Origin of the sequence: Bradyrhizobium betae, from assembly GCF_008932115.1 — a bacterium.
Lineage (GTDB): Bacteria > Pseudomonadota > Alphaproteobacteria > Rhizobiales > Xanthobacteraceae > Bradyrhizobium > Bradyrhizobium betae.
In genome coordinates this window covers 5,746,005-5,763,980 of the sequence record NZ_CP044543.1, presented here as the reverse complement: position 1 = coordinate 5,763,980, position 17,976 = coordinate 5,746,005, and the positions used below count along the sequence as shown (strand labels likewise).

The window sequence follows — 17,976 nt, the reverse complement described above, 5'->3', positions numbered from 1 at the left end:
GCGAAGCAATCCAGAGTCTCTCCGTAGAGACAGTCTTGACTGCTTCGTCGCTTCGCTCCTCGCAATGACGCCGTTCGCGGCAGCGCTTACGCCGCCTTGCCGCCCATATATTCCGGCAGCCAACGCTCGTGCGACGTGCGCAGCGCGTCGATCGTAACCGGCGCCTCGCCGGTGATCGCGATCGCATCACCACCGGTGGTGCCGATCCGCACGCAGGGCACCTCGCAGCCGCGCATCTTGGCAAGCACGAGACCTGCCTCCGCCTCCGGCACGGTGACGAGATAGCGTGCCTGGTCCTCGCCGAACCAATAGGCCTGTGAGACAAGCGAAGTCGGCGCCGCCAGCAACTTCGCCCCGATGCCGCTCGCCATCGCCATCTCGGCCAGCGCGATCAGGAGGCCGCCGTCGGAGAGGTCGTGCACGGCGGTCGCGGTGCCCGCATGGATCATGCCGCGCACGCAATCGCCGTTACGCTTCTCGGCGGAAAGATCGACCGGCGGCGGAGCGCCCTCCTCGCGACCGCAGATGTCGCGCAGATAAACCGATTGGCCCAGCCAGCCGTGCGTTTCACCGACCAGCAGGATCGCCTCGCCCTCGGCCTTGAAGGCGAGTGACGCGGATTTGGTGAAATCGTCGAGCAGGCCGACGCCACCGATCGAGGGTGTCGGCAGGATAGCGCGGCCGTTGGTCTCGTTGTAGAGCGAGACGTTGCCGGAGACGACCGGGAAGTCGAGCGTCCGGCAGGCTTCCGAGATGCCCTTCAGGCAGCCGACGAACTGGCCCATGATCTCGGGCCGCTCGGGGTTGCCGAAATTGAGATTGTCGGTGATCGCGAGCGGCTTGCCGCCGACCGCGGTGATGTTGCGCCAGGCTTCCGCCACCGCCTGCATGCCGCCCTGATAGGGATCGGCCTCGCAATAGCGCGGCGTGACGTCGACGGTCAGCGCCAGGCCCTTCGGCCCGTCCTGCACGCGCACCACGGCGGCATCGCCGCCCGGACGCTGCAAGGTGTTGCCGAGAATGACGTGGTCGTACTGCTCCCAGACCCAGCGCTTGCTGCACATGTCGGGCGTGCCGATCAGCTTCTCCAGCGCGCCACCGATGCCCATCGGCGCCGGCACCTCGCGCGCGTGCACGACCGGCAGCGCGGCGGAGGGAACATGCGGGCGGTCATAGAGCGGCGCCTCGTCGCCGAGCTCCTTGATCGGCAGATCGGCCATGACGTCATCGCCATGCTTGACCACGAAGCGCTTGCTCGGCGTGGTGTAGCCGACGACGGCAAAGTCGAGGCCCCACTTCTTGAAGATCGCCTCGGCTTCCTTTTCCTTCTCGGGCTTGAGCACCATGAGCATGCGCTCCTGGCTCTCCGAGAGCATCATCTCGTAGGCGCTCATTCCGGTCTCGCGGGTCGGTACCGCATCGAGATCGAGATCGACGCCGAGGTCGCCCTTGGCGCCCATCTCGACGGCCGAACAGGTCAGCCCCGCCGCGCCCATGTCCTGGATCGCGATGACGCAGCCCTTCTCCATGATCTCTAGGCAGGCCTCCAGCAGCAGCTTCTCGGCGAAGGGATCGCCAACCTGCACGGTGGGGCGCTTCTCCTCGGACTTGTCGTCGAATTCGGCCGACGCCATCGAGGCGCCGTGGATGCCGTCACGGCCGGTCTTGGAGCCGAGATAGACGATCGGCATGTTCACGCCGGAGGCGGCGGCATAGAAGATCTTGTCGGTGTCGGCGAGGCCGACCGCCATCGCGTTGACGAGGATGTTGCCGTCATAGCGGGTGTGAAAACGCACCTGGCCGCCGACCGTCGGCACGCCGAAGGAATTGCCGTAGCCGCCGACGCCGGCGACCACGCCGGAGACGAGATGCCGCGTCCTGGCGTGCTCGGGGGCGCCGAAGCTCAGCGCATTGAGGCAGGCGATCGGACGCGCGCCCATGGTGAACACGTCGCGCAAAATGCCGCCGACGCCGGTGGTCGCGCCCTGATAGGGCTCGATATAGCTCGGGTGGTTGTGGCTCTCCATCTTGAAGACCACCGCCTGGCCGTCGCCGATGTCGATCACGCCGGCGTTCTCGCCTGGGCCCTGGATCACCCAGGGCGCCTTGGTCGGCAGGCCCTTCAAATGGATGCGCGAGGATTTGTACGAGCAGTGCTCGTTCCACATCGCCGAGAAGATGCCGAGCTCGGTGAAGGTCGGCTCCCGCCCGATCAGCTTCAGGATGCGCTCATACTCGTCGGGCTTGAGCCCGTGGGCGGCAACCAGTTCGGGGGTGATCTTGGGTTCGTTCTTCATGGATTCGGGGCTTTCGGCGTGCTGTGGCCGTTCTTAGGAACATCGGGGGCCTACGAAAAGCCCTTTATCAAGCATTTTCCCGCTGTCCCACGTTTTGCAGGCGGGGTCGGCGGGAACAGGAATTGCAAGGCGCTGACGGATCGGATTTAAGGGCTGAAGACCCGTAATTGAAGGCCCATTTCCTTGCACGAATTGACCAAAGCGCCCCCGTCCCGCCGCCCCGACCTGCACATCGCCACCGAGGGCGAATTTAAGGGCTGGCGAACCTGGATTCGCGACAGTTTTGAGAGCCATATCGGCCCGTTCTGGCACAAGGTCGAGGATGACGGCAGCGTCCGCAGCGCCTTCCGGGTCGAGAAAAAGCACCTCAACGGCTCCGGAAACGTCCATGGCGGCTGCTTCATGGCATTTTCCGACTATTGCCTGTTCGCAATCGCCACCCACGAGCTGGATGGGCCGGCGGTAACCACCAATTTCGCCTGCGATTTCCTCGACGCGGCACGCGAGGGCGAGCTGATCGAGTGCGTCGGCGAAGTCTCCCGCGCCGGCGGCTCGATGATCTTCCTGCGCGGCAAGCTGACATCCGGCGGGCGGCCCCTGTTCACCTTCTCCGGCACGATCAAGCGGGTAAAGCGGAAGCCGGCCGTGCAGCCAAACGCATAGCTCGACACCTTCCCTTTTCGCGTCCCCTCGCCCACAGTTGGGCCAAGCGCTATCGCGCCGGGGAGCAGGACCAAGGTGCCGCAGAGCACATCAAGGGCGGGCCGCACAGCGGTCTCCGTCGCATCGCCATTGCCATCCACGACCGCCACCGGCGCGCGCAACTGGCGCGACTATGCGCTGCTGTTCGCGCTCGCCTGTTGCTGGAGCTCGACCTATCCGCTGGCCAAGCTCGCGCTTCCCACCATCCCGCCGATCACCTTCATCTCCGCGCGCTCGCTGATCGCGGCCGCCTTCCTGGTCGCGATCCTCTGGATGCGGGGTCTCAGGCTGCCGACCGACCTGAAGGCCTGGAAGCTGTTCGCGGTCCAGCAGCTGATCAACTCGACGTTTCCGTTCCTGATCATCACCTGGTCGCAGCAATATGTGCCGGCGTCGAATACGGTGGTGCTGGCTTCGACGACGCCGATCTTCGCTTTCCTGATCACCTCGCTGATCACGCGGCACGAGCCGGCCACGCTGCTGAAGCTTGCGGGCGCGATCCTCGGCCTTGCCGGCACCGTCGTGATCGTCGGCCTCGACGCGCTGCGCGGCTTCGGCAGCGAGATCATCGCCGAGATCGCGATCCTGCTCGCCACCATCTCCTTTGCCTGCGCGACGATCTTCGGCTTGCGGCTCTCCGAATACGACCCGATGGTGGTGGCATCAGGCTCGCTGCTGTTCGGCGGCCTGGTGTTGCTGCCGCCCGCGCTGATCATCGACCAACCCTGGACGCTGCACCCGACGCCGACGGCGATCGTCGCAACCATCGTCATGGGCATCGTTTCCAGCGCGCTGGGGCTAATGCTGTTTTACATGTGCCTCGGACGGCTCGGTACGCTGACGACGAACGCGCAAGGGTATCTGCGCATCCCGATCGGCGTCGGCCTGTCCGTGCTGCTGCTCGGCGAGAGCGTGCCGTCGAACCTGGCGCTAGGGCTATTGCTGGTCATGGCCGGCGTCGCCGCGATGACGGTGCCGGCGGGACGGCTGAAGTGGCGGTAGAGCATGATCCGGAAAAGTGTGCAGCGGTTTTCCGAAAAGATCATGCGCAAGCCATAGTCCGGACCGCTATTGCTTGGCGTCGTCCGCCAGCATCTTCCGGTACTTCTCGACGTCGCGCGTCACGAGCTGCTGGAGCACCTCCGGCGTATGCTCATTGTCGTCGGGCGCAACGGTCGACAGCTCGGCAAAACGCTTCTTCACCGCATCGGTTTCCACCGCCGTGCGCGCGGCGGCATTCAGCTTCGCGATGATGGCCGGCGGCGTGCCCTTGGGCGCGAACAGGCCGTTCCAGCCCTGCGCCTCGAATTCGGCAAGGCCTGCTTCCGCCGACGTCGGCAAATCGGGCACCGTGGCGAGCCGCACGGTCGAGCCGACCACGAGTCCCCTCACCAGCTTCTCGTTGATCGACTGCGAGACGGAGGCGGCGGCATCGCAGACGCCGTCAATCTGGCCGCCGATCGCGTCGGTGAGCGCGGGAGCGGCGCCGCGATAGCCGATCAGCGTCGCGTCGATCCCGGCCGCCGTGACGAAGCTCTTGCAGATCAGATAGTTCGACGAGCCGACGCCGGCGTGGCCGAGATTGACCTTGCCGGGATTGGCCTTGGCGTAGGCGATGAACTCTTTCAGATCCTTCGCCGGAAAATCCTTGCGAAGCGCAACGATGCCAAACGTCTTCGCCACCATTCCGATCGGCACGAAGGACTCGGGCGTGAACGGCAGCTTCTGATAGATCGTGTAGGTCGCCGCATTCGTGCCGGCGTTGCCGATCGCGATGGTGTAGCCGTCAGGCTCGGCGCGCGAGGCGCGCGCCAGCGCGGTCGATCCGCCGGCGCCGGCCACGTTCTCGATCACGATGGTCTGGCCGAGCGCGATGCCCATCTGCTCGGCGACCGTACGTGCGATCACGTCCGAGGTACCGCCGGCCGCGAACGGCACGATCATGGTGACCGGACGCTTGGGGAAGTCCTGCGCCAACGAAGCGGACGCAAACGCAAAGACAGCAATGGCGGCCGAAAGCCGCTTCGCCGCGAACCAGATCACGCGGCCTTTTCCAGATGCTGGACCAGGCCCGCGAACAGGCCGCGGCCGTCGGTGCAGCCCATGATGTCTTCGACGTGGTTTTCGGGATGCGGCATCATGCCGAGCACGTTGCCCTTGTCGTTGAGAAGGCCGGCGATGGAATGCGCCGCGCCGTTGATGTTGTGGCTCTCGTCGACCGCGCCGTCGGCGGAACAATAGCGATAGAGCACCCGCCCCTCGCCCTCGATCCGCTTGATGGTCTCTTCGTCCGCCTCGTAATTGCCTTCGCCGTGCGCCACCGGCACACGGATCACCTGGCCCGCATTGTAGCCGCGGGTGAACGGAGTGTCGGAGCGCTCGACGCGCAGATGCACGTCCTTGCAGATGAACTTCAGCTGCGCATTGCGCATCAGCACGCCCGGCAGCAGGCCGGATTCGCAGAGGATCTGGAAGCCGTTGCAGACGCCGAGCACGAGGCCGCCCTTGGCCGCATAGTCGCGCACCGCATTCATCACGGGCGATCGCGCCGCAATCGCGCCGCAGCGCAGATAGTCGCCGTAGGAGAAGCCGCCCGGCACCACCACGAGATCGGTGCCCGCGGGAAGCGACGGCTCGGCGTGCCAGACCATCGCGGGCTCATGGCCCGAGATGAGTCTCAGCGCGCGCGCCATGTCGCGTTCGCGATTGATCCCGGGAAATACGAGGATCGCGGCCTTCATCAGAGCAGTTCCACCCGGTAGTTCTCGATCACGGTGTTCGCCAAGAGCTTGTCGGCGGCGTCCTTCAACGCCGCTTCCGCCTTGGCCTTGTCGGCACCGGCGAGCTCGATGTCGAACACCTTGCCCTGGCGGACGCTGGCGACGCCGTCTACGCCAAGCGACTTCAGCGCACCCTCGATCGCCTTGCCCTGCGGATCGAGGATACCCGTTTTCAAGGTAACGGTGACACGTGCCTTCACGTCGAAATCCCCTTAGCTCTTCACCAGCACCGGGCCGGAGCCCGCCGGACGCTCGTTCTCCATGAGGATGCCGAGACGTTTTGCGACTTCGGTGTAGGCCTCCAGGAGGCCGCCGAGATCCCTGCGGAAGCGGTCCTTGTCGAGCTTCTCGTTCGACTTGATGTCCCACAAACGGCAGCTATCCGGCGAGATCTCGTCGGCGACGATGATGCGCATCATGTCGTTCTCGAACAGCCGGCCGCACTCCATCTTGAAGTCGACGAGGCGGATGCCGATGCCGAGGAAGAGGCCGGTGAGGAAATCGTTGACGCGGATGGCGAGCGCCATGATGTCGTCGATCTCCTGGGGCGTCGCCCAGCCGAAGGCGGTGATGTGCTCTTCCGACACCATGGGATCGTTGAGCTGGTCGTTCTTGTAGTAGAATTCGATGATCGAGCGGGGCAGCTGCGTGCCCTCCTCGATGCCGAGGCGCTGCGACAGCGAGCCGGCGGCGACGTTCCGCACCACCACCTCGAGCGGCACGATCTCGACCTCGCGAATCAGCTGCTCGCGCATGTTGAGGCGGCGGATGAAGTGGGTCGGCACCCCGATGTCGTTGAGGTGCTGAAACAGGTACTCCGAGATCCGGTTATTGAGGACACCCTTGCCCTCGATCACCTGATGCTTTTTCGCGTTGAACGCGGTGGCGTCATCCTTGAAGTGCTGGATCAGGGTACCGGGCTCCGGGCCTTCGTAAAGAACCTTTGCCTTGCCTTCATAAATGCGACGCCGACGGCTCATGGGGATGTACCGTGTTTTGTTGAAATCCATGTATTTGGTGTGCTCCGGTTACCAGGAATACGACCCACAGCGGAGCTGCCGTGAACGACCCGGAACCCCATCTGCAACCCAAGGAAACAGAACGGGAACCAAGCCTCCAGGCAACCTATCCGATTGGCTGTCCCAGCACAATCGATCCGGCTCATTCGATGCCAACTTATACCGCCCTGCCTGCGGCTAACGGCCTGTTGTTTTGCCGATTCGTGCCCCCTATCTAGGCATGCGACGGGACTCTCGCAACGAGGGCCCCGGGTCCAGTCAGCAGAGAATTGGAAAAGGCATGAGCACGTTGGACAAGCGCGAGGAAGGCTTCGAGAAGAAGTTCGCCCTCGACGAGGAGCAGAAATTCAAGGCGGAAGCCCGCCGCAACCGGCTGCTCGGCCTGTGGGCTGCCGAAAAGCTCGGAATCACCGGCGAGGCCGCCGCGGCCTATGCCAAGGAAGTCGTTGCAGCCGATTTCGAGGAAGCCGGCGACGCCGACGTCCTGCGCAAGGTCATGGCCGATTTCGCCGCCAAGAACGTCGCCATCACCGAACAGACGATTCGCGCCAAGATGAGCGAGCTGATCGCGGTGGCGGCTGCCGAGGTAAAGGCGGGCAAGTAACGCGAAGCGCGTCCACACTCGCAGTCATTCCGGGGCGGTCCGCAGGACCGCACCCGGAATTTCGAGATTCCGGGTTCGATGCTCCGCATCGCCCCGGGATGACGGAGTGTAAATCACCCCTCCTTGAAGCCGTACTCCGGCACGTTGCCGCTGGCGCCGTAATATTTGTACGGCAGGAACTTGCCGCTCATGGTGATCTTGACGCGGTCCCCCTTCGGGTTGGCGACGCGCTCGATGCCCATGTCGAAGTCGATCGCCGACATGATGCCGTCGCCGAACTCTTCCTCGATCAGCGCTTTCCAGGCCGGACCGTTCACCATCACCATCTCGTAGAAGCGGTAGATCAAGGGATCGGTCGGCGGCATCGGCGTGCCTGTGCCGCGCATCGGCACCTCGTTGAGCATCGCCGTCTCGGCCTTCGACAGGCCGAACAGCTCACCGGCATTCGCCGCCTGCGGCTTCGTCAGCTTCATCTGGCCGAGGATCGCACCGACGATCAGCACCTCGGCATAGCCGCCGACCTGCTCGCAGATGTATTTCCAGGTCCAGCCCTTCTCGCGCTTGATGTCGAGCAGCTTCTCGGTGAGGTCTTCGCGTTTCATGTCAGGTCTCCCTTCTTAAGCAGTCAATCCGGGACTGGTCCCGGGTGTCCAGGTCTGTCGTTGCTCTTCGCCGTTTGATGCGATCGTCAGTCCGGGCTTGCCGATATGCACGACGGGCACGTTGCGCGGATCGTGATCGGGTTTCTCGGCGGTGAAAGTCTTGCTGCGCGTCACCAGGAAATCGATGATGTGGTTGCGCAGCGCGTAGTAGAGCGGATGGCGGTGCAGGTCGGTGCGGCCGCGATCTCTGGGCAGCGGATTTTCGACGACCTCCGCCAGCACCGCGCCGGGGCCGTTGGTCATCAGGAAGATCTTGTCGGCGAGGTAGATCGCCTCGTCGACGTCATGGGTGATCATGAACGCGGTCTGCCCGGTCTCGAGCCAAATGCGTCGCACCTCGTCCTGCAGCGTACCGCGCGTCAGCGCGTCCAGCGCCGAGAACGGCTCGTCCATCAGCATGATCTTCGGCGTGATCGACAGCGCACGGGCGATGCCGACGCGCTGCTTCATGCCGCCTGACAGCTCCGAGGGGCGCTTGTGCTCCGAGCCCGTCAGGCCGACGAGATCGATGAAGGTCTGCGCATGCGCCTTGACCCTGGCGCGATTCCAGCTCCGCCATTTCGAGCTCACGGCATAGGAGACATTGCCAAGCACGGTGCGGTGCGGGCTGATCCAAAGTCTCGACCCGCGATAAAGCCAGTGAACCCATGATCGTCTCCCGCACCCTGTCCTGTTGCCGTCAGCCTAGATGCCAACCTCGAGATTGACCGGGCGGGTGAAGGTGTTGGCGACCGGCGACCATTTCTTCACATGGGCGACCAGCGCGTTGATCTCGTCCTGCGAGATGCCCTCGCATTCCATGTCGACCTTAACGCGCACATCGGTAAATCCGACGGGCTTGTCCGACATGTCGCCGGTGCCCCAGACCGCGGTGATGTTGAGGTCGCCCTCGAGCTCGAGCTTGTTGACGATCCAGCCGCGATGCACGGCGTTGGCGTGCAGGCCGACCGCGAGGCAGGAGCCCAACGCAGCGAGCGAGGCTTCCGACGGATTGGGCGCGGTATCGTCGCCCAGAAGTCCCGGCGGCTCGTCCACGATGTAGGGCGGCAGGTTGCGGATGTAGTTGGCGTGGCGGAACTTGCCTTCCGCGACCGTCTTGCTTTTCAAGGTCTTGATGACCTTCGGATTGGCCTTGCCGCTCGCGATCAGTTGTTCGAGGCCATTCTTGTCGATGGGTGCGAGGCACCCCGTCAGCACTGTCTTTTGAACGACGGCAGTCATCATATTCTCCCTGGCAGCCGTGGAAAACGGCAGGATACCGAACGGTCTGTTTCCTTGCATGGAGCGTGCCAGATCAGGCAAAAAACAAAAGGCGAAGCATTGGAGCCGCTTAGCGATGCCTGCCTGCGGATTGATCAGCGGTCCCTTGCATCGACGCGATCATCGAGGAAGCCGGCACCGCGAAGACCACGCTCTACAAATTGTTCGGCTCCAAGACCAATCTCGTCAACGCGGTGCTGGAGAGCGAAGGCAAGCAATGGCGCGAATGGTTCATCGGCGCCATGGAAGACGGCGGCGGCGACGCGCAGGCCAAGCTGACGCGGATCTTCCCCGCGCTGAAGAGCTGGTTCGCGCAAGAGCGCTTCTACGGCTGCCCCTTCATCAACGCCGTCGGCGAGCACGACAAGGACGCCAAGCAGTTCCGCAACATCGCGCTGAAGCACAAGAAGATCGTGCTCGGCCATATCGAGAAGCTCGCCGGCGAACTCGGCTCGAGCGAGCCCGTCGTGCTGGCCCACCAGTTCGGCCTCATCATCGACGGCGCGATCGTCGCGGCGATGATCTCGCGCGATCCCGGCGTGGCGGATACGGCAGCGCTCACCGCCGGCCCCCTGCTCGGCCAATCCAAAGCGAAGAAGAAGCGCGCGGATCAGCTCGAGGCGGTGTGAGGTCGTATTTCGTAGGGTGGCAAAGGCGCGTAGCGCCGTGCCCACCAAAATTTCTCGGCCGCGTTGATCGAGATGGTGGGCACGCTCCGCCTTGCCCACCCTACAATATGCGTTTCGTAAACCGCCCGATCGCCGCGAGCACCGGCTCCTGGTCCCCCGCAAAGAACCAGTGATCGCGGCCGTCGAGCTCGACGAACTCCGCACCTTTGATCCGGCTCGCGATATCGCGGCCAGCCGCGATCCGCACGGCCTTGTCGTCCCGCCGGTGCAGCACCAATGTCGGCACGGCGATCTGCGCCAGAAGATGCCGCACGTCGGCGTCGCGAAATGCCTCCAGCACGGCGGAGATGCCGCCGGGGCTGGAGGCCGCGCGCAGCAGCCCGGCCCACCAAGCCCGCGCCTGCGGATCATTGGCGAGACTCGGCGCAAACGCTTCGATCCCGACCGGGCCGCCCCATTGCGCGATGAGGTGCTTGCTCCATGCGTCATATTGGCTGGCGCGCAGCGCATGCGGATAGTCCGGTGACCAGCAGCCCTTGGCCAGCGCGCCGAACAGGATGAGCCCGGCCACGCGGCGCGGTTCATCGACGGCAAATTTGATGCAGGCGGGCCCGCATTCGGATGCGCCAAACAGCACGACGCGGCGCGAATCCGCCGCCCGCAGCACGGTGCCGATATCCTGCGCGGTAACGTCGATTCCAGGGGCTGATCCGACCCGGTCGGACAGCCCGATGCCGCGGCGATCGAAAACGATCAGGCGCCCAAGCTTCATCAACGACGCCAGAAACGTGCGGCTCGCGGGATGCTCCCAGGCGCGTTCCACATGCGAGACGAAGCCGGGCATGACCAGGATGTCGAGCGGGCCGCTGCCAAAGGTCTGATAGGCCAGATGCGCGCCGGCGCCCTTGACATAGCGTGTCATCGGGGCGGCATGCGGCGCCGCCGCGGGACTCATCAACGCCTCCGTCTCGGCTTCCGGCGCCACCCCGAGCGCGTCCCGCAGCCGCCGCGTCAGTGCCGCGTGGTGCCGCTCCGCCGCGCTACGGTCGCCGGCAAGCAGCATGCTGCGGATCAGATGCCGGCCATACACTTCGCTGAGCGGATCGAGCTCGACCAGGCGGCCTGCATGTACGGTCGCGGCAAAATGATCGCCGGCGGCGTTCTTGTCCTGCACCAGACGCTCCAGCGCGTGCATGAGCCGTCCCCGCAGCGCCTCCCGCCGAAAGAACGCCCAATCGTCGAATTCGGCACAGCCATCCAGAGCGAAGCCCGCCAGGAAGTCCCCCGATCGATCGCGCAGGCCCGTTCGAAGTCGCCACCGTCACAGGCGCTCTCGAACAAATGTGTGTCGATCGTCAGCTCGACCGCGGGAGACCATCGCACGCTGGTGCGGTCGGTCTCGAACACCGGCTGGCCGAGCGTCAGTTCGACGCGGTGAAGCAGGCGCCGCAATCGCGCCAGCCCGGTCTCGCGATCGGTCTCGGGCCACAGCAGCGTGGCAATGACGTCCCGGGCCACGGCGACCCTGGCCTCCGCGAGATAGACCAGCAGCGCGAGACCCTTGCGCAAGGCCAGCTTGATCGGGCGGCCGTCGGCATGGACCTCGGGGAAACCGAACGCCCCGAGCGAGAAAGCCGTCATCAAAATCCTCCCTCCCCTCGCGGCGTCCCCGGGGGACGCGCAGGGGACGGTCGAGCGGTAACAGTCGGGCCAGATCGAGTCCGCTCGCCGGCGAGCGGCTCACGCTCCTGCATGCGGCACCGCTGGATCAGGCACAATAGGAAAAACCATGGTCGCGCGCCTCGCAATCCTGCTCTACGCCATCGTGAGCTATGCCGTCTTCACCGCTTCATTTCTCTATGCGCTCGGTTTCGTCGGCAATTATGTCGTCCCCAAGTCAATCGATACGTCGATCGACGTCGGCGCCCCCGCGAATTTGGGCGAGGCCATCGTCATCAACCTGCTGCTGATGAGCCTGTTCGCACTCCAGCACACCGTCATGGCGCGCGCATCCTTCAAACGATGGTTGACCCAATTCCTTCCAGCTGCCTGCGAGCGCAGCACCTATGTGCTGCTCTCCAGCCTGATCCTGCTGCTGCTGTTCTGGCAGTGGCGTCCGATCCCGGCTGTGATCTGGCAGGTCCACGGCATTGCGGCCTGGCTGCTGATCGGTGTCCACTGGCTCGGCTGGTTGATCGCGTTTGCCTCGACCCACATGATCGATCATTTCGATCTGTTTGGCCTGCGCCAGGCTTTCGTCGCGCTCCGCGGCACCGAGATGCCAGGTCAATCCTTCAAGACGCCGCTGCTTTACAAGATCGTCCGGCACCCGCTGATGCTGGGCTTCCTGCTCGCGTTCTGGGCCACACCCGAGATGACCGCCGGCCACCTGCTGTTCGCCATCGCCAACACGGCCTACATCCTGGTCGCGCTGCAGTTCGAGGAACGGGATCTGATCGCCGCGTTCGGCGCGACCTACCAGGAGTATCGCCGGCGCGTTCCCATGCTAGTGCCGCGTCTGTTCGGTCGCCGCCGTAGCGACGAGCGCCCGTCGCCGCGGCCTGCCGGAGCGCCGCAATGAACGTCGTGCCATGCCGCGCGCTCGCGGCCGCCCGAACGCCTGACCTGGAGGCCGCGGACGCCGCTGCGTTCGCCGACACCCTCGATGGGCTCGACGCCGGCCTCTATCTCGTCGATGCGGACGGACGTCTCATGCACGCCAATGCCGCCGGACGAGCCGTGCTCGATACGTGCAATGTCTTGCTCGAGATCCGTGGGCTGCTGATGGCTTGCGATCCCATGATCACGCATCGGTTGCGGCAGGCCTTCGCGGCAAGCGGCCGCGGCGATCCGGCCCCAGGCCCCCGTGGCAACGCCATCCCGATGGTCGGCCTGGACGGGCAGCGTCACGTCGCCCATGTCCTGCCCCTGACCTCAGGCCCGCGCCGGCGTGCCGGGGCTGGCTACCGCGCCGTCGCCGCATTGTTCATCCGGAAGGTGGCGCTGACGATACCCCCTCGCTCGGATGCGCTGCGCGATGCGTTCAAACTGACACCGACCGAGCTGCGCGTGCTGCTCGCGATCGTCGAACTCGGCGGCATCCCCGAAGTCGCCGCGGCCCTCGGCGTGGCCGCAACGACGGTCAGGACGCACGTCCGCCGCCTGTTCGAAAAGACCGGCACCGCGCGGCAGGCCGATTTCGTCAAGCTCGTGGCGGGCTATGCGACGCCGCTGCGCGACATTGGAGAGTCATGATGAAAGCGGTTGTCTGCAAATCGTTCACTGGACCCGGCGATTTGCGCCTCGGCGAGATCGACGAGCCGAAGCCGGCCGCCGACGAGATTCTCATCGACGTCCATGCGGCCTCCGTGAGCTTCATGGACCAGCTGATGGTCTCGGGCCTGTATCAGATGCGGCCGCCGACGCCGTTCGTGCCCGGCACGGAAGCATCCGGCATCGTCGTCGCGATCGGCGACAAGGTCACGGCATTCCGGCCCGGCGATCGCGTCGCATGCAGCAGCTGGACCGGCGGCTACGCCGAACGGATGACGGCCAAGGCATCGAAGAGCGTGCTGCTGCCGGATGGCGTCGCGTTCGAAGCCGCGGCGACGGTGCTGCACAATTACGGTACGGCCTATTACGCGCTGGTCGAGCGGGCCCGCGCCCAACGTGGCGAAACATTGCTCGTCACCGGCGCTGCCGGCGGGGTGGGCCTTGCCGCCGTCGACCTCGGCCGCCATCTCGGCCTGCGCGTCATTTGCGGTGTCGGCTCCGACGACAAGGCGGCCCTGGTGCGCGATTACGGTGCCGGCGAAATCGTCAACTATCGCAGCGAAGATCTGCGCGACCGGATCAAGTCGATCACATCAGGAGACGGCATCGATGTCGGCTTCGACAATGTCGGCGGCGCGATCTTCGAGCAGTTGGCCCGACTGATGAGGTGGGGCGGGCGGCTGATGCCGATCGGCTTCACCAGCGGCGAGGTTCCCTCGATCCCGATGAACCTGCCGCTCCTGAAAAACTATTCCATCATCGGCGTCTTCGTCGGCGCCTGGGCGGAAAAATTCTCCTCAGAGGCCGCGCGTATGAACGATGCGCTGATGCAATTGCTGGCCGAAGGAAAAATTCGTCCACACATCGATCGCATCCTCCCTCTGGCGGAGGTCACCGAGGCCATGCGCGCCGTGGCCAACCGGACGGTTCAGGGAAGAATTGTCCTCAAGATCAGGTAAAGTGCGTGAGGTGACGACAGAACAGGCAGGCAACCGTTGACCGAGATCATCATCGACAAGCGCTATTGCGGTCCCCCGAACTCCGGCAATGGCGGATATGTCTGCGGCCGGCTCGCCCGGCATATTCCCGGAGCTGCGGAGGTGACGCTGCGCGCGCCGCCGCCTCTGGACACATCGCTCGATGCGATCGCGACCGGCGACGGCGCGTGGGAGCTACGCGACGGCACCAAGGTCGTCGCGACCGGGCGGGCGGCGAGCGTCGAGCTTGCGCGCGTGGAGACAGCCAGTTTCGAGGAAGCCTGCGCCGCCGAGCTATTGACGCCGGTCAAGCCGCACGAACATCCGTTGCCGACCTGCTTCGTCTGCGGCCCCGCGCGGGCCAACGGCGACGGCCTGCGCATCTTCGCCGGACCGCTCGGGCGTCATTCACGCAACGCCGTTCTCGCGGCGAGCTGGACACCCGATCCGACGCTGGCCGCCGCGGACGGCCTCGTCGCCGACGAGTTTCTCTGGTCGGCGCTCGATTGCCCCACCGGCTATGCCTGCAACTACAGCCAGGAGAGCGACGGCTTCGACAAGGCCCCGCTCCTGCTGGGCCGGATGTCGGCCCGGATCGAGGCAAGGCCTCGTCCCGGTGAGCGCTGCATCATCACCGCCTGGTCCACCGGCCGCGACGGCCGCAAGCGCACCGCCGAGGCTGCGGCGCGTGACGAAGCCGGCAGGCTGCTGGCCGTGGCAAAGACGACGTGGATTGAAGTCGGCCGCGAGGTGCAGCTCGGCCGATAGACGAGGGTCTCGTAGGGTGGGCAAAGGCGCGCAGCGCTGTGCCCACCACTCCTGGATCAGCGTCGTTGAGCGACATGGTGGGCACGCTTCGCTTTGCCCACCCTACGAGACCTCAGCACGAGGAAGGACGAAGCGCGCAGTCGGCGCGACCGCGGGCGTGTCGTGGCGAACCCCCATCGAATTTACCTTCCATCAAGCACGGCTTGCGATCGGGCAAGGTCTGTAAAGACGGCCTTATCACCCCCTCGTCTTTGGTCATCCGCAAGAGAAGGGATGCTCCGGGATGCAGTCCGAAGGCGGACGATACAGCTTGCCGCGCTGGCGCGTGATGCGGTGGTTGACCGACGTCGGCCCCGACGTGCCGGCCGACATTCGCGCAGCCCTCATCGCCCAACTGTTTGGTGCGATCCCGATCTTTGCGGGCGGCGCCATCAATTCCGTCGCGATCGCGGCCATCATCGCCTATCGCCTGCAGACGGGGCCTCTTGTCGCCTGGTTCGTGCTCGAACTCATGATCTGCCTTGCGCGCCTCGCGGTTCTGGTCGCGGCGCATCGCGCGATCCGGCTGCACCGGCCCACCCCGACTGATCTTCATCTCCTGCTCTCGATGGCCTGGAGCCTGAGCCTCGGATTGGGCGCCATCGCAAGCATCGGCAGCGGCGACTGGATGGTCGCGATGCTCGCTTCGATGTCGACGGCAGCCATGATCGGCGGCATCTGCTTCCGTAATTTCGGCGCGCCGCGATTTGCCGGAATCATGATCCTGATCTGCCTCGGCCCCGTCGCCGTGTACATCGCTCTTCTCGGCGAGCCGATGCTCTACATCATGATCTATCAGGTCCCGATGTATCTCGCGGCAATGGCTGGCGCGGGCTTCCGGCTCAACCGGATGCTGATCACGACCATGCGGGCCGAGCGCGAGAACAGCCATCGCGCGCACCATGACGCGCTCACAGGGCTGCTGAACCGCGCCGGATTGATCGATGCGCTGGAGACGAAGCTCGTGGACGCACGTCGCGAGCGCCGCCCCTTCGCCCTGTTCTTCGCAGATCTCGACGAGTTCAAGCCGATCAACGACACGTTCGGGCATGCAGCCGGCGATCAGGTGCTCAAGGGCGTTGCCGCGCGGCTGCGCAAGGCGGTGCACCAAGGCGCGGCCATCGCGCGGATGGGCGGTGACGAATTCGTCGCGCTGGTCGATGGCGCCACGGCCGAGCAGGCGCTGGCGATGGGACAACGCATCGTCGGCGAAATCGCGGCGCCCTACCAGGTCGATGGCGAAACCCGCGTCGGTGTCGGTGCGAGCGTTGGTATTGCACTGGGCCCGGACCATGGCTCCCAGGTGGACGAGCTGCTCGCGGTCGCGGATGCTGCCCTCTACGAGGCGAAATCCAGCGGCAAGTCTCGTTGCTGCCTGGCGTCGATCGATGTGAGCCTGACTGCGCTGCGCCGACTTCATCGCAGCGGCACGCGCGCCACGGATGGCACCAGCGTCGCCGCTTGAGGTGCGTAGGGTGGGGATCAGCCCGCGGCTGCGCAAAGCGCAATCCGCTGGCGTAATCCACCACTTCGTTCCGCAACCGATGAAACATGGTGGGTTACGCCTCGCGGACTGCGCTTCGCGCATCCACAAGGCTAACCCACCCTACGAACCTTGCTCGATCATCCCTTGCAGCCGCACCAGCTCCGTCTCGAGATCCCGCTCCACATCCGCCGCACGGATCTCGATCACCCGATAATCCCGCGCCTGAAGCCACGTCCGCCGGCCCGCGCGGTCCGCCGCAATCGCCTCGCCTTCACCCGGGTTCACAAGCTCGATCGCGATCCGGTGCGGAAAGGAGACGAAGTCCGGGATGTGGCGGCCGACCGGGGTCTGGCGCTTAAAGCCTCCCGCGAAACGGCGATCGCGCGTGAGCGCCTGCCAGAGCAGGCGCTCGGCATCGGTCGGGTTACGTCGCAGCAGGCGGGCGAGGCCGCGCACGGTCGAGCCGCTGTCGGGCGCCCCGCTGCCGTGCTCGGCCAGCAGCGCGCGCAGCCGCGTGGCCTGCTCGCCGTCGAGCACGCCGCCCTTGGCCGGGCCCTTGCGCCCTTCCGCGATCGCCATCACCACCCCGTGCAGGGTGTGCATGTCCTGCTTGGTCGGGTCCATGCGGGTGAAGATGTTGCGCAAATTCACCAGCATGGTGTCGCGCTTCTCGGCCGGCCGCAGGAACTCGACCTTGTCGAGCTCCCGGATCAGATTGTCGAAGAAGGCCTGGATCTGGTGCTGCGAGGCGCGCTCGGAACGCTCCGGCATGGCGTGCGGCAGCTCGCCCGATGTGGCCCGCTTGAACCATTCATAGCCGACCAGAAGCACGGCCTGGGCGAGGTTCAGCGAGGCAAAGCCCGGATTGACCGGGAAGGTGATGATGCGGTTGGAGAGCCCGACCTCCTCGTTGGTCAGGCCCCAGCGCTCTCGTCCGAACAGGATGCCGGCTTTGCCACCGGCCGCAACGTGCCCGGAGATCTCGGCGGCGGCAGCTTCCGGCCCGACCACCGGCTTGGCCTGGTCATGGGGGCGCGCGCTGGTGGCGAACAGCAGGTCGAGATCGGCGACCGCCTGCTCGACCGTATCGAACAATTCGACCTTTTCCAGAATATGGTCGGCGCCGGCCGCGGCGCGCTGGGCGGCGATATTGGGCCAGCCGTCGCGAGGGTTGACGATGCGCAAGGCGCCGAGCGCAAAATTGCCCATGGCGCGCGCGGCCATGCCGATGTTCTCGCCGAGCTGCGGCTCGACCAGGATCACGATGGGACCGTCGAGGGAAAGGCCCGCCTTGCTCTTGTCAGTCCCCGACATCTCGTTTCGCTTTCACACTGGTTCTCAAGGCCTTGGCAAGATGCTTCCAGGACAAGGCGCTCTTCAGGAATTGATTCAAAGCCGGCCTTGGCCCCATCTTGGACCGGCCGCCCGTTCGCCTGTCGTTTGCCTGTCCTGACAAAATTCTCAAGGGAAATAACGGGTT

At 65.2% G+C, this 17,976-nt stretch carries 16 protein-coding genes and 3 pseudogenes; 9 read left to right on the top strand and 10 right to left on the bottom strand.

Annotated elements, in window-relative coordinates; all coding sequences use genetic code 11:
- Positions 1-86: 86 nt before the first annotated feature.
- On the bottom strand, positions 87-2,297 hold the full coding sequence (purL, locus tag F8237_RS27670) for a phosphoribosylformylglycinamidine synthase subunit PurL (RefSeq protein WP_151649374.1): 2,211 nt from the start codon (positions 2,295-2,297) through the stop codon (positions 87-89).
- 183 nt (positions 2,298-2,480) lie between these two features.
- Here purL and F8237_RS27665 point away from each other — a divergent pair, with 183 nt between their 5' ends.
- Positions 2,481-2,960, top strand: coding sequence for a PaaI family thioesterase (locus F8237_RS27665; protein ID WP_151649373.1), 480 nt, complete (start codon positions 2,481-2,483; stop codon positions 2,958-2,960).
- Positions 2,961-3,035: 75 nt separating this feature from the next.
- Positions 3,036-4,001: a DMT family transporter gene (locus F8237_RS27660; protein WP_151649372.1), complete on the top strand. Its 966-nt coding sequence runs from the start codon at positions 3,036-3,038 to the stop codon at positions 3,999-4,001.
- A gap of 66 nt (positions 4,002-4,067) precedes the next feature.
- Here the strand turns inward: F8237_RS27660 and F8237_RS27655 are convergent, their stop codons facing one another.
- From F8237_RS27655 to purC, 4 genes are read right to left on the bottom strand one after another with little or no spacing between them, the layout of a single operon-like run.
- A complete protein-coding gene (locus F8237_RS27655; RefSeq protein ID WP_151649371.1) occupies positions 4,068-5,042 on the bottom strand; it encodes a tripartite tricarboxylate transporter substrate binding protein BugD in 975 nt (324 codons plus the stop codon).
- A complete protein-coding gene (purQ, locus tag F8237_RS27650; protein WP_151649370.1) occupies positions 5,039-5,740 on the bottom strand; it encodes a phosphoribosylformylglycinamidine synthase subunit PurQ in 702 nt (233 codons plus the stop codon). Before purQ ends, F8237_RS27655 begins: the two co-directional genes overlap by 4 nt.
- Positions 5,740-5,979 (bottom strand): phosphoribosylformylglycinamidine synthase subunit PurS, encoded by a 240-nt coding sequence (gene purS / locus F8237_RS27645; RefSeq protein ID WP_015685059.1) that lies wholly within the window; start codon positions 5,977-5,979, stop codon positions 5,740-5,742. Before purS ends, purQ begins: the two co-directional genes overlap by 1 nt.
- Before the next feature lie 12 nt (positions 5,980-5,991).
- Complete coding sequence (purC, locus tag F8237_RS27640) at positions 5,992-6,759, bottom strand: phosphoribosylaminoimidazolesuccinocarboxamide synthase (RefSeq protein ID WP_171944915.1); 768 nt, start codon at positions 6,757-6,759, stop codon at positions 5,992-5,994.
- A 319-nt stretch (positions 6,760-7,078) separates the two neighbouring features.
- Between purC and F8237_RS27635 the strand changes: the two genes are divergently transcribed.
- The gene (locus tag F8237_RS27635) at positions 7,079-7,402 is read left to right on the top strand and encodes a DUF1476 domain-containing protein (protein WP_151649369.1); all 324 of its coding nucleotides are present in this window, start codon (positions 7,079-7,081) and stop codon (positions 7,400-7,402) included.
- Between the two features lie 113 nt (positions 7,403-7,515).
- Here the strand turns inward: F8237_RS27635 and cynS are convergent, their stop codons facing one another.
- The 3 genes and pseudogenes from cynS to F8237_RS27620 form a co-directional block, all read right to left on the bottom strand.
- Entirely contained in the window at positions 7,516-8,004 is a 489-nt protein-coding gene (gene cynS / locus F8237_RS27630; RefSeq protein ID WP_008135039.1) for a cyanase, read from the bottom strand.
- 15 nt (positions 8,005-8,019) lie between these two features.
- Positions 8,020-8,670, bottom strand: a pseudogene (locus tag F8237_RS27625) (ABC transporter ATP-binding protein); the annotation flags it as partial.
- 78 nt (positions 8,671-8,748) lie between these two features.
- Complete coding sequence (locus tag F8237_RS27620; protein ID WP_151649368.1) at positions 8,749-9,285, bottom strand: OsmC family protein; 537 nt, start codon at positions 9,283-9,285, stop codon at positions 8,749-8,751.
- A 149-nt stretch (positions 9,286-9,434) separates the two neighbouring features.
- On the opposite strand from F8237_RS27620, the pseudogene F8237_RS27615 reads away from it, so the two are divergent.
- Positions 9,435-9,953 (top strand): annotated as a pseudogene (locus F8237_RS27615) (TetR/AcrR family transcriptional regulator); the annotation flags it as partial.
- Positions 9,954-10,053: 100 nt separating this feature from the next.
- On the opposite strand, the pseudogene F8237_RS27610 reads toward F8237_RS27615, so the two are convergent.
- Positions 10,054-11,594 (bottom strand): annotated as a pseudogene (locus F8237_RS27610) (bifunctional AfsR/SARP family transcriptional regulator/alpha/beta hydrolase).
- 148 nt (positions 11,595-11,742) lie between these two features.
- On the opposite strand from F8237_RS27610, the gene mddA reads away from it, so the two are divergent.
- From mddA to F8237_RS27585, 5 genes are all read left to right on the top strand, one after another.
- Complete coding sequence (gene mddA, locus F8237_RS27605) at positions 11,743-12,534, top strand: methanethiol S-methyltransferase (protein WP_151649367.1); 792 nt, start codon at positions 11,743-11,745, stop codon at positions 12,532-12,534.
- Complete coding sequence (locus F8237_RS27600; protein ID WP_151649366.1) at positions 12,531-13,208, top strand: helix-turn-helix transcriptional regulator; 678 nt, start codon at positions 12,531-12,533, stop codon at positions 13,206-13,208. The genes mddA and F8237_RS27600 overlap by 4 nt, the downstream gene beginning before the upstream one ends.
- Complete coding sequence (locus F8237_RS27595; protein WP_151650693.1) at positions 13,208-14,185, top strand: NADPH:quinone oxidoreductase family protein; 978 nt, start codon at positions 13,208-13,210, stop codon at positions 14,183-14,185. The genes F8237_RS27600 and F8237_RS27595 overlap by 1 nt, the downstream gene beginning before the upstream one ends.
- Positions 14,186-14,221: 36 nt before the next feature.
- Positions 14,222-14,971: a hotdog family protein gene (locus tag F8237_RS27590; RefSeq protein ID WP_151649365.1), complete on the top strand. Its 750-nt coding sequence runs from the start codon at positions 14,222-14,224 to the stop codon at positions 14,969-14,971.
- 283 nt (positions 14,972-15,254) lie between these two features.
- A complete protein-coding gene (locus F8237_RS27585; protein WP_167527494.1) occupies positions 15,255-16,475 on the top strand; it encodes a GGDEF domain-containing protein in 1,221 nt (406 codons plus the stop codon).
- Positions 16,476-16,616: 141 nt separating this feature from the next.
- Here the strand turns inward: F8237_RS27585 and F8237_RS27580 are convergent, their stop codons facing one another.
- Positions 16,617-17,810, bottom strand: coding sequence for a TrmJ/YjtD family RNA methyltransferase (locus F8237_RS27580; RefSeq protein WP_151649364.1), 1,194 nt, complete (start codon positions 17,808-17,810; stop codon positions 16,617-16,619).
- Between the last annotated feature and the right edge of the window lie 166 nt (positions 17,811-17,976).

Bases quoted from the DNA above. Each gene is read 5' to 3' on its own strand.
- F8237_RS27585 (WP_167527494.1), top strand. From the start codon at position 15,255: ATGCAGTCCGAAGGCGGACGATACAGCTTGCCGCGCTGGCGCGTGATG.
- mddA (WP_151649367.1), top strand. From the start codon at position 11,743: ATGGTCGCGCGCCTCGCAATCCTGCTCTACGCCATCGTGAGCTATGCC.
- cynS (WP_008135039.1), bottom strand. From the start codon at position 8,004: ATGAAACGCGAAGACCTCACCGAGAAGCTGCTCGACATCAAGCGCGAG.
- purQ (WP_151649370.1), bottom strand. From the start codon at position 5,740: ATGAAGGCCGCGATCCTCGTATTTCCCGGGATCAATCGCGAACGCGAC.
- purL (WP_151649374.1), bottom strand. From the start codon at position 2,297: ATGAAGAACGAACCCAAGATCACCCCCGAACTGGTTGCCGCCCACGGG.
- F8237_RS27580 (WP_151649364.1), bottom strand. From the start codon at position 17,810: ATGTCGGGGACTGACAAGAGCAAGGCGGGCCTTTCCCTCGACGGTCCC.
- F8237_RS27600 (WP_151649366.1), top strand. From the start codon at position 12,531: ATGAACGTCGTGCCATGCCGCGCGCTCGCGGCCGCCCGAACGCCTGAC.
- purC (WP_171944915.1), bottom strand. From the start codon at position 6,759: ATGAGCCGTCGGCGTCGCATTTATGAAGGCAAGGCAAAGGTTCTTTAC.
- F8237_RS27595 (WP_151650693.1), top strand. From the start codon at position 13,208: ATGAAAGCGGTTGTCTGCAAATCGTTCACTGGACCCGGCGATTTGCGC.
- F8237_RS27635 (WP_151649369.1), top strand. From the start codon at position 7,079: ATGAGCACGTTGGACAAGCGCGAGGAAGGCTTCGAGAAGAAGTTCGCC.
- F8237_RS27620 (WP_151649368.1), bottom strand. From the start codon at position 9,285: ATGACTGCCGTCGTTCAAAAGACAGTGCTGACGGGGTGCCTCGCACCC.